The organism is Microcystis sp. M_QC_C_20170808_M9Col, from assembly GCF_007095495.1.
In the GTDB taxonomy this organism is placed as follows: domain Bacteria; phylum Cyanobacteriota; class Cyanobacteriia; order Cyanobacteriales; family Microcystaceae; genus Microcystis; species Microcystis aeruginosa.
In genome coordinates this window covers 1-8,939 of sequence record NZ_SFBZ01000301.1, presented here as the reverse complement: position 1 = coordinate 8,939, position 8,939 = coordinate 1, and the positions used below count along the sequence as shown (strand labels likewise).

The window sequence follows — 8,939 nt, the reverse complement described above, 5'->3', positions numbered from 1 at the left end:
AAAGCGATAACCAAGCTAAAAACTGAACCTTGACAACAGATAGTAGGGGGTTTTGTTCAGAAAAGAATTCAAATTCGGCCTTGAACGAGTAAAACTTTCTAGGAAATAAGGTTGAACATTAGATTTTTTCGACTTGTTCAAAGTGGCCGGAGGGCATTCGGACACTCAAAACGGACGGGTCGAAAGAGTCAGACTTAAGCAATTAAGCGTTTTTCGGTGAAGCGTCAACCCCGTTCAGCGACCACCCTAAAAAAGTGGCGTGGTGAAGAATCGCCGTCCGTTTTACGGCGGCGAGGATGTCAATCGTACAAACCACAATCCCGAAATGCTGATCATCACGACGATGCAAACGGATAAAATCAATTCTATTGATCGTCAAAATGGCTCGCTCTTGACTGACAGCAAATGCCAACACCTGCTCGTCAGGTATCCGTTGATTAGCGTTTCCCGCTTCTTGCACCGTCAAAACATCATGCCCCAAATTTCTCAACAATTCCACAACCGGCAAAGGAAACTGCTCATCTGCATAAAAACGTGCCATCCCCTAAACTGCCTGATTCTGCTCAATGAGTAAATCAATCTCATCTTCATGAGCCGCCGCATATACCCAAGCATTGGCTAAATCCGTAGCTTTAATAGTTGGATAACTTGTTAATAAATCAGCATCACTATAACCAAGAAGACGAGCTTCTACTAACACCCAAACTGGAATTCTTGTATTGGCAATGCAGGCTTGTCCGCCGCAAACTTTAGGCGTTTTCTCAATTCCCTGCCAATCACCACCAAGACTTTGAGCAAGTAACTGGATTACCTGCACTTTTTCCCTAGGTTTGAGGGCAAGAAGTTGCTCTTCTAACTCTTTGATGATCACAGGCTTAAATCCCCATACAGTTTTGGCCAATTATCCCTAATCATTTTACCAGAAAATTTGGGTTGAAAAACTCCCACTTTTAGTAGAGTCTAGGGTGCGTGTTTGCGGCTATCAATTCGGTCAAAAAACTCAAATTAACAATCCGCCGTAACGCACCACCTTTATCATTCGGGTTGCGTGTGTCTCCCCAGGAGTTTAACCCTCTGTTCTTTTGCTCTTTTGCCCTTTGTCTCCCGCCTAGCGACGGGTCGATTTTTTTGAGAAAATTGAGGTAGTGTTAATTTTTCCTCAAAAAGTGCCTACCATTGGAGTGATCGGGGGTAAAATTCCTGGACTTTTTCCCTGAAAATTAGGTAACTGACTACCTCAAAATCGGTAAAACCCTACACCCCACACCCCACACCCTGCCCCCAGGAAAAACTTTTTGCCGCAAACCCTAATTATGATTGAGGAAAAGGGAGAATAATATAGCGAATAACTGTTCCTATTAAAGCTGTTCCCAAGATGCCGATTAACGTCCAAATCTGGGCTTTCTGAGAGCCTTTTAATTCTTTTGTATCTTCTTTTACTCCTTCAATATCTTTTTCTAAACTATCGACTTTTTCCTCTAATCTTGCCTGTACTATTTTAATATCCATAACATCTTTTTGCAGATTATCTAACTTCTGATTAATTGAACCTAAAATTTCCTTGAGGTCTTGTTCAATAGTAACTGACATCTGATGATTCTCCTAATAATGATAGTTATCAGTATTATTGTCTATCTTATCTTAAGTGTTTGCCCAACCGAAGCGCCTCATTTTCCCCTGCTGCCTTCTCTAATTGTTGCCGTACCGCTACCATGATCTCAACTAATTTATGAGCCGATAATTTCTGATTAAGCCAATCCTTTCTCAGCCAACCATTGAGGATTATATAAACGAGATTGATAACGGGACCCACCATCACAAAGAACAGTAACGATGGTGTGGCCCGGTCCCATTTGTTTAGCTAAAGCCACGGCAGCAGCCACATTAATACCCACAGAACCCCCCATAAATAAACCATCTTTTTGTAATAGTTGATAAACAACTTTGATGGCAGTGGGATCATCAATTTGAATGGCATCATCTATGGGTGCGCCTTCCATATTAGCGGTAATACGACTATTACCAATCCCTTCAGTAATTGAACTACCTTCCAGGGTAATTGTCCCGGTTTTCACATAACTATATAAACCGCTACCCATCGGATCCGCCACCACACAACGCACCTGGGGATTTTGGTCTTTTAAAAACATCGCCACCCCCGCGTAGGTTCCCCCGGTTCCCGTGGCAGCCACCCAAGCATCAATTTTACCGTCGGTTTGTTCCCAGATTTCCCGGCCGGTGGTTTCGTAGTGAGCGCGACGATTAGCCAGATTATCGAATTGATTGGCCCAGATAGCATTTTCCATCTCACTGGCCAATCTCCCCGATAATTTAACGTAATTATTGGCATCTCGGTAGGGAACGGCGGGAACAGTACGCACTTCTGCACCCAATGTTCTCAATAGGTCGATTTTCTCTTGGGATTGGGTATCGGGAATGATAATCAGGCATTTATAACCTTTAGCATTGCAGATATGGGCCAAACCGATGCCAGTATTGCCGGCGGTTCCTTCGACAACGGTTCCCCCCGGTTGGAGAGTACCGGCTTTTTCCGCTTCTTGAATAATATATAAAGCGGCCCGATCCTTGACCGAACCACCGGGGTTAAGAAATTCGGCCTTACCGAGAATCTCGCAGCCGGTTTCCTCGCTAAAACTATTGAGACGAATTAGAGGAGTATTACCCACCGCATCGACGAAACCATGTTTAATATCCATAATCTGTTATTTTTCGTGCTGTTCCTAGGTTGAGACGATTTTTTGTACTAAGGGATGACGCACCACATCGGCCCGCGATAGGTAAGAAAAAGCGATCCCTTCTACTGATTTTAGGATTTTTTGAGCGGCAATTAACCCCGATTCCTGTTGTTGCGGTAAATCGGTTTGGGTGACATCTCCTGTTACTACCATGCGCGAACCGAATCCCAAGAGAGTTAAGACCATCAATGCGATCGCCCTTTCTCAACCGGGGAATTGAATCGTTGGCCAATTTCTACCACTTTAGCAAAATTGTTGTCTTAGCTGGAAATATTGATTAAATTGGAAGTTTTTTAGCTGTGATTCGTTACCTAACCTAATATAGTGGTGGCATTCTGTAAGGAGTCCCACCGTGACTAACAATTCCATCGAGCCTTTAACTATTGGAAATACCATTAATACTGCCTTCCGTCTTTATCGTGATCGCTTCCCAACTTATGTATTCTTTGCTGTCCGCGCCTGTTTGTGGTCGCTTCTTCCCTTAGTTTTGCAATTAATTCTCAGTCAATTACTTTATCAAACAATTACCCCCGAAGAAGGCAGCGATATCGGTTTACGTTTATTTCTTTTCCCAGTACAAATTTTCTCGGCCGCTAAGTATCTTTTCAATAGTGCGGTTATCTCACGATTAGCTTTTCAAGACATCATTTATCAGCCAGAAACTTCCGGACAAGCGGAAAAAAAAGTTAAGCCGAAAATGTGGCGCTTGTGGTGGATGCAGGTTTTGATCTTTTTGTTGGGAGCGGCAATAATCTTGCCGATAACGCTGTCTCTGGTGCTAGTAAGTTTTATCCCCATCCTTGGTGTATTGCTTATTTTACTGGCTTTTTTCTGTCTTCCTTTTTTCTTCCTTTGGTTATCTGCTCGCATTTACATTGCCGAATTGCCCTTAGTAATTGAAGATAATTTAGGCAGTTGGCAAGCAATCAAGAGAGGTTGGCATTTAACTAAAAACTCGGCTTGGAGAATTGTGGGAGTGATATTTATTGCCAGTTTATTAATTATTCCAGTTTATATTCTGTCATGGGCTTTGGCTTCAATTCCCTTTTGGGTCAATTTTTCCTCTTTTTATAGTAGTTTGGAATCGGTAGAGGACTGGCAAACGCTCGCGGAAAATCCTCTTTTTTTCCAACAAATGGCGATGTTTTTGACTACTATTTTCTTACTTCTGAATATTTTATTAGTTCCTTTTTGGCAATCTCTCAAAAGTGTGATCTATAATCATCTTTTAGACCAGAAAAAAAATGATGGGGGAGAATACTAATAACTGAGCGGCTGTTGATGTAAGCTAAGACGCATTTAAACCGCTTATTCTTAGATTAGTTGAACTTCCCCCAATCCCTTTACTATTGCCTCTTGTCTCGTCTCAACAAGCAATTTATACCCCACAGAAAAAGGGTTTCTCCGAGAAACCCTTTTTCTACTCATGATAATTCTCTCAATCCTTTTATAGTACACATATAGTACATCTGCTCAAAAAAATCGAAAAAGGGTAAAAAGGGAAAAAAGAGAAAAAGGGTTACAGGGTCCTCCCAGCACCGCACACCACCCGAAAACCGTAGCATTTCTCGAGGAAGCGGTCGCGGCTGATGAGGCTGCTGCGGTAAGCGGAACGACAGAGATAAGGATGGCTGTACCAAGAACCGCCCCGCAGAGCTTTATCTGCCTGATTTTGCTGTTTTTTGCTCTTTTTTATCTCCTCATAATTTTCGCGCCAATCATCTTGACACCACTCCCAGACATTTCCGGGCATATCATATAAACCAAAGTCGTTGGCGTAGAATTGCCCAACAGGGGTGGTTTTTTGGAGATTGCCATTATAGTTGGCTAAATCTGGGGTAAGAATTTCCCCAAAGTGATAGGGGGGGTAGGTTTCTCCTTTGTGGAGATTTAAGGGTTTGGTTTGCGCTCGACAAGCGTACTCCCACTCAGCTTCCGTTGGTAGCCTATATTTTCTTTTACTTAATTTAGAGAGCCTTTGGCAAAATTCTACGGCATCTAACCAAGATACCCTTTCAACGGGGTTTGTGCTGCCTTTAAACTCCGATGGCTCTGGTTTTAAATCTTGCTCTACTTTTAAATCTTCTCTTTGGGCAATATATAACCATTGAGCTTGGGTAATGGGATAAATACCCATCAAGAAGTTTTTCAGGGTGACGTTGTGTTGCGGCTTTTCACTTGTATTACCACTTTCTTGTTCTGAAGAACCCATTGTAAAGGTTCCCGATGGTATTTTGACTAATTCTATGTCTAGTTCATCGGTGAGTTTTTCTCTATAGATTAAAAGACGTTTTTGGGTCTTTTGGATGATTATTGTAGGCATAAGTAGGGTTTACTGAATAAATGTGAAATATAGACGAGGTAAGGGTTTTAGTGTTCTGTATCGGCCCGCGTCCTGTAGGGGCGAAGCATTCGGGCATAACCTATCGGTGAAACCGTAGATTTTCTATCCGAATGCTTCGCCCGTACTTTTTCAGCAAGCCCTAAGTAAGTAATTATAATTAAATTAAAAATTGATTTTATACTCTATCCTTCACCAGCTAATTTTAACACAGAAGTACGAGTAGTGGCATCTAAGCGAAACTTCAGCAATTCTAGTTGATTAAGAATTGGCTCAATACGGTGTATATAACCATTTTGTTTAGCCTTTAATAATATTCCCATTGTGCCAGTGAGTTTTATTCCTAATAAATTTGCATATCGTCTCGCCAAGCTATCATCAAGTAAAGCGAGAGAATCGGTAATTTCTATTGCTAAAGCTAATACTTCTTTTTCTCCTTTTCCTAAATCAGTGACAAGGGGTAAAAGAGAAACTGATTTTGCTTGTTGAATAATTATCCAACTTAAGGAGGTTATATCAGGTAAAGAGATTCCAGAAGCTTTTCCAACGGCTAACTCTTGAGCTACTGAAAAAGGAATAATTATCTGTCCGTAAAAGTTCGGTAGTAAGTCAAGTAAGTTAGTCTGATAGAGGTATTGAATCGGTGATGTATCGGCAATGACGTTAGGCATTAGCCAGATCCTCGATTAATTCTGCTTCCTTGAGTCGGAAGGTATCAACTCCATAGTCTGCAAGTTTAGAGAGAAAAACAACTCGCGGAATACCTGCTAAGTTGGCAGCACTGCCAGAGGAAAGTTTTCCCAATTCATAAAGTTTAATGGCAGCAAGAAGAGAGATTTCCTGTCCTAGTTGTTCTGGGGTGAGATGTAAAGCGAGAGCGGTTTCATCGGGTAGGGAAAGAGTGATTTGGTACATGATGAATACTAGGATTAATTGATTGTAGGGTTGATTGTAGGGTTGATAGGGTTGATTGTAGGGTTGATAGGTTTGATTCTAGGTTTGATTGTAGGGTTGATTCTAGGTTTGATTGTAGGGTTGATTCTAGGTTTGATTGTAGGGTTGATTCATGAATCAACCCTACCTTGATAAGGGGAAAACCCAAAACCCGTCTTCAATTTAATTATAACCAGCTACTGATCAGCCAACCTCATATAGTACATTTGTTCAAAAAAAATCGAAAAAGAGAAAAAGGGTAAAAAGGAAAAAAAGAGAAAAAGGGTTACAAAGTCCTCCCAGCACCGCACACCACCCGAAAACCGTAGTAGTCGTCGCTGTCGTCGCGGCGGTCGGAGTCGCCGCGGAAAGCAGAACGGCAGTTATATGGATAGTTGTACCAAGAACCGCCCCGCAGAGCTTTATTTGCCTGATTTTGCTGTTTTTTGCTCTTTTCTCGCCGAGGACTACCATCATTAGGTGCGCGTCGATAATTTTCCCGGAAGTCATCCTGACACCACTCCCAGACATTTCCGTGCATATCATACAAACCAAAACCATTGGGGGAAAATTGCCCCACTGGGGTGGTTTCCTCGCGATATTCTCCTGCTGGTTCCTTAGCAAAGCGTTGCGTAGCATCGTAGTTAGCTAAATTTGAGGTGAGGGTTGCTCCGAAGTGGAAGGGAGTGGTGGTTCCAGCACGACAAGCATACTCCCATTCCGCCTCACTGGGTAGCCGATACTGTTTCTTGGTCATTTTAGAGAGCCTTTGGCAAAATTCTACGGCATCTAACCAAGATACATTTTCAACGGGGTTTGTGCTGCCTTTAAACCGCGATGGCTCTGGGTTTAAATCTCGCTCTACTTTTAAATCTTCCCTTTGGGCAATATATAACCATTGAGCTTGGGTAATCGGAGCTTGACTTAGGTAAAACGGGGCGATTTTTACTAAATGTCTGGGGAATTCTCGTTTGAACCAATCCCTACGGTATTTTTTCACTAGCTGCGCTATTTCCTCCGCTTCGGTTCCCATCCAAAACTCCCCCGAAGGAATATAGAGCATTTTTAAGCTGGGGGGATTTTCTTGAAAGTAGAAGGCTCTCACGGGTTCTTTAGCGGTAATTTGTCCCGTCTCATCCACAAAAACGGTTTCAGACTTGAACAGGGTTAGGTTAAATTTCTCGGTGATGATTTCTTCTTCTGTGTTATCCAAGACTTCCCTAAACTGGACTGGCATTGTCTCGGCGGTTATTTCTTCGCTTGCCAAAATTTTAAGCTGCTCAGGGGTTAAACGAAGACGCTGATACAGTTCCCCATCTTCTACGCTGAAATCCTTAAGTCTATGCTTGAGCAGTTGAAACAATATTTCCTCTCCTCGCGTAAGCTCTTTTACCTTAGCTATGGTTACGGTTTTATATTTCCTCAGCCACTTTTCCTCAACCGGTGGGGGTGGAGGTGAGTCAACCATAGATTGCAGCTTTTGGCTAATTTCTTGGTACTTTGCTTCCCCTAGCTTTTGGAAAACCTTAGCAGATACCTTGGCAAAGGCGCGGACTAGATTAGCTGCTTCTTTGCCGAGGAGAACTTGGGGATTGGTAAGAATAAGACCAAAAAAGGTGGTGGTACTCAGGTTAAGTTTTTGGGCGATGTATTCCGAGAGGACAAAAATTACCTCTAAGGCGCGGCTATTCCCTAGTTCAGTGAGCAGAAGCTCTCTCACTTCATCATCAAATTCAAAATCTAGGCTGTTGGGGGGAGTATGAAAGTTAAATTTACCTCCTTTGTCCCACTTCACTGGTTCCCCTCCTAGATAGACTTTGAGAAAACCGCTAAGGATGACTTCTGCTATGTTTAGGGGGTTAGAGGCGCTTAAAAGTTTGCTTTGAATAAGACGGATGATGGGAAGATTTACCGGGGCTGCGGCTAATTTTTTCAGTAATTCCCAAGCTAGAGGTGAGGCGGTACTAGCGAATAGTTCTAGAGCTTGCTTCCCAGACATCTCCGGAGAAATAGTTGCGGGTATTTCTCTGTTTTGGGGGGATTTTTCTAGTAGTACCCCCGCACAGGTGGCGTTGCTGTCACCACTGACAACGAGCGCCCAAGCTTTTAAAGATGAAGGGGTTAGGGAGATGGTGGGTAGGGGAAAGTAGGTTTTTTGGATTGTTTCTCTGAGAATATGTTGATTTTCCTCTTCCTTCTCAATTTGTAGCAGCAGGGGGATAGAGGTAAATCTCCAGTTTTGTGAAGGTTTCCGGGGGGTTTGGTTGACTAGGGAGACGAACCAACCTCGACTAAGGGCGGTTCTTTCCCACATTGCTTCCGGGAAGGGAGAAAGCAGGGTGACGATTTGGTGTTTTCCCCAGTCCTGAAGAGCTTGGTTATAGCGTCCTTGATACCAGTCTGGGGAAGTACAATCACTGTAGAAGAGGATAAGTCTTTCGCCGCGAGGATGGATGAGATCTTTTGGGTGAATTGAGCAAGTATCGTTAGAGTAGGTGCGGATGGCTAAATTTTGCCTGTCTTCGTCCCATCCGATGCGGTAGAGTTTGACATCCCGAAAGGCCCCGATTTGTTCTAGCCAATCGCGGATTTCCCCGGCCATTTCTTTCCAAAAGACCATGGAGGCCCATTCTTCAATCAGTAAAACTACCTCTAGGGAACGGACTTTTTTGGCTTGGTAAACGGGTATTAGAGCTAAACTGCCATCTTTCTTGCCGATGCTATACTCGGCCGATTTCTGTACGGTGCTGTTTAGGTTTATTTGTCTTTGGGTGGCTGAGTCTATCTTTTGGTTGACATCCTCGCCGCCGTAAAACGGACGGCGATTCCCAAACCTCACGATTTAGGTTTCTGCTTCTTTCCCTTGCGGGGTTCCGCACCTGCCTTAACAGATTTACTCTGTTCTGGTC

General features: G+C 43.1%; 9 protein-coding genes and 1 pseudogene. 1 reads left to right on the top strand and 9 read right to left on the bottom strand.

Annotated features, from left to right (window positions below; translation table 11 throughout):
• Positions 1 to 202: 202 nt before the first annotated feature.
• The 5 genes and pseudogenes from EWV68_RS19015 to EWV68_RS18995 all read right to left on the bottom strand — a co-directional run.
• Positions 203 to 541: a DUF5615 family PIN-like protein gene (locus EWV68_RS19015; protein ID WP_287170720.1), complete on the bottom strand. Its 339-nt coding sequence runs from the start codon at positions 539 to 541 to the stop codon at positions 203 to 205.
• Positions 542 to 544: 3 nt separating this feature from the next.
• Positions 545 to 871, bottom strand: a complete 327-nt coding sequence (locus tag EWV68_RS19010) for a DUF433 domain-containing protein (RefSeq protein ID WP_287170721.1) — start codon at positions 869 to 871, stop codon at positions 545 to 547.
• Between the two features lie 440 nt (positions 872 to 1,311).
• Positions 1,312 to 1,590, bottom strand: coding sequence for a hemolysin XhlA family protein (locus EWV68_RS19005; protein ID WP_004162819.1), 279 nt, complete (start codon positions 1,588 to 1,590; stop codon positions 1,312 to 1,314).
• 158 nt (positions 1,591 to 1,748) lie between these two features.
• Positions 1,749 to 2,717 carry a cysteine synthase A gene (locus EWV68_RS19000; protein WP_061431995.1) on the bottom strand — a complete coding sequence of 323 codons (969 nt, stop codon included), beginning with the start codon at positions 2,715 to 2,717 and terminating at the stop codon, positions 1,749 to 1,751.
• Positions 2,718 to 2,741: 24 nt separating this feature from the next.
• A pseudogene (locus tag EWV68_RS18995) lies at positions 2,742 to 2,942 on the bottom strand (PhoH family protein); the annotation flags it as partial.
• A 166-nt stretch (positions 2,943 to 3,108) separates the two neighbouring features.
• On the opposite strand from EWV68_RS18995, the gene EWV68_RS18990 reads away from it, so the two are divergent.
• On the top strand, positions 3,109 to 4,020 hold the full coding sequence (locus EWV68_RS18990; protein ID WP_287170719.1) for a hypothetical protein: 912 nt from the start codon (positions 3,109 to 3,111) through the stop codon (positions 4,018 to 4,020).
• 255 nt (positions 4,021 to 4,275) lie between these two features.
• Here EWV68_RS18990 and EWV68_RS18985 read toward each other — a convergent pair whose 3' ends face one another.
• The 4 genes from EWV68_RS18985 to EWV68_RS18970 all read right to left on the bottom strand — a co-directional run bounded on the left by EWV68_RS18985 (position 4,276) and on the right by EWV68_RS18970 (position 8,869).
• Positions 4,276 to 5,079 carry a formylglycine-generating enzyme family protein gene (locus EWV68_RS18985; protein WP_287170718.1) on the bottom strand — a complete coding sequence of 268 codons (804 nt, stop codon included), beginning with the start codon at positions 5,077 to 5,079 and terminating at the stop codon, positions 4,276 to 4,278.
• A gap of 203 nt (positions 5,080 to 5,282) precedes the next feature.
• Entirely contained in the window at positions 5,283 to 5,768 is a 486-nt protein-coding gene (locus tag EWV68_RS18980; protein WP_287170717.1) for a PIN domain-containing protein, read from the bottom strand.
• Positions 5,761 to 6,012, bottom strand: coding sequence for a UPF0175 family protein (locus tag EWV68_RS18975; protein ID WP_193978352.1), 252 nt, complete (start codon positions 6,010 to 6,012; stop codon positions 5,761 to 5,763). Before EWV68_RS18975 ends, EWV68_RS18980 begins: the two co-directional genes overlap by 8 nt.
• A gap of 304 nt (positions 6,013 to 6,316) precedes the next feature.
• Complete coding sequence (locus tag EWV68_RS18970) at positions 6,317 to 8,869, bottom strand: formylglycine-generating enzyme family protein (protein WP_287170716.1); 2,553 nt, start codon at positions 8,867 to 8,869, stop codon at positions 6,317 to 6,319.
• Positions 8,870 to 8,939 lie beyond the last annotated feature (70 nt).

Excerpts from the sequence above, each read along its gene's own strand:
- EWV68_RS19015 (WP_287170720.1), bottom strand. The coding sequence starts at position 541 with ATGGCACGTTTTTATGCAGATGAGCAGTTTCCTTTGCCGGTTGTGGAA.
- EWV68_RS19005 (WP_004162819.1), bottom strand. The coding sequence starts at position 1,590 with ATGTCAGTTACTATTGAACAAGACCTCAAGGAAATTTTAGGTTCAATT.
- EWV68_RS19000 (WP_061431995.1), bottom strand. The coding sequence starts at position 2,717 with ATGGATATTAAACATGGTTTCGTCGATGCGGTGGGTAATACTCCTCTA.
- EWV68_RS18985 (WP_287170718.1), bottom strand. The coding sequence starts at position 5,079 with ATGCCTACAATAATCATCCAAAAGACCCAAAAACGTCTTTTAATCTAT.
- EWV68_RS18980 (WP_287170717.1), bottom strand. The coding sequence starts at position 5,768 with ATGCCTAACGTCATTGCCGATACATCACCGATTCAATACCTCTATCAG.
- EWV68_RS18975 (WP_193978352.1), bottom strand. The coding sequence starts at position 6,012 with ATGTACCAAATCACTCTTTCCCTACCCGATGAAACCGCTCTCGCTTTA.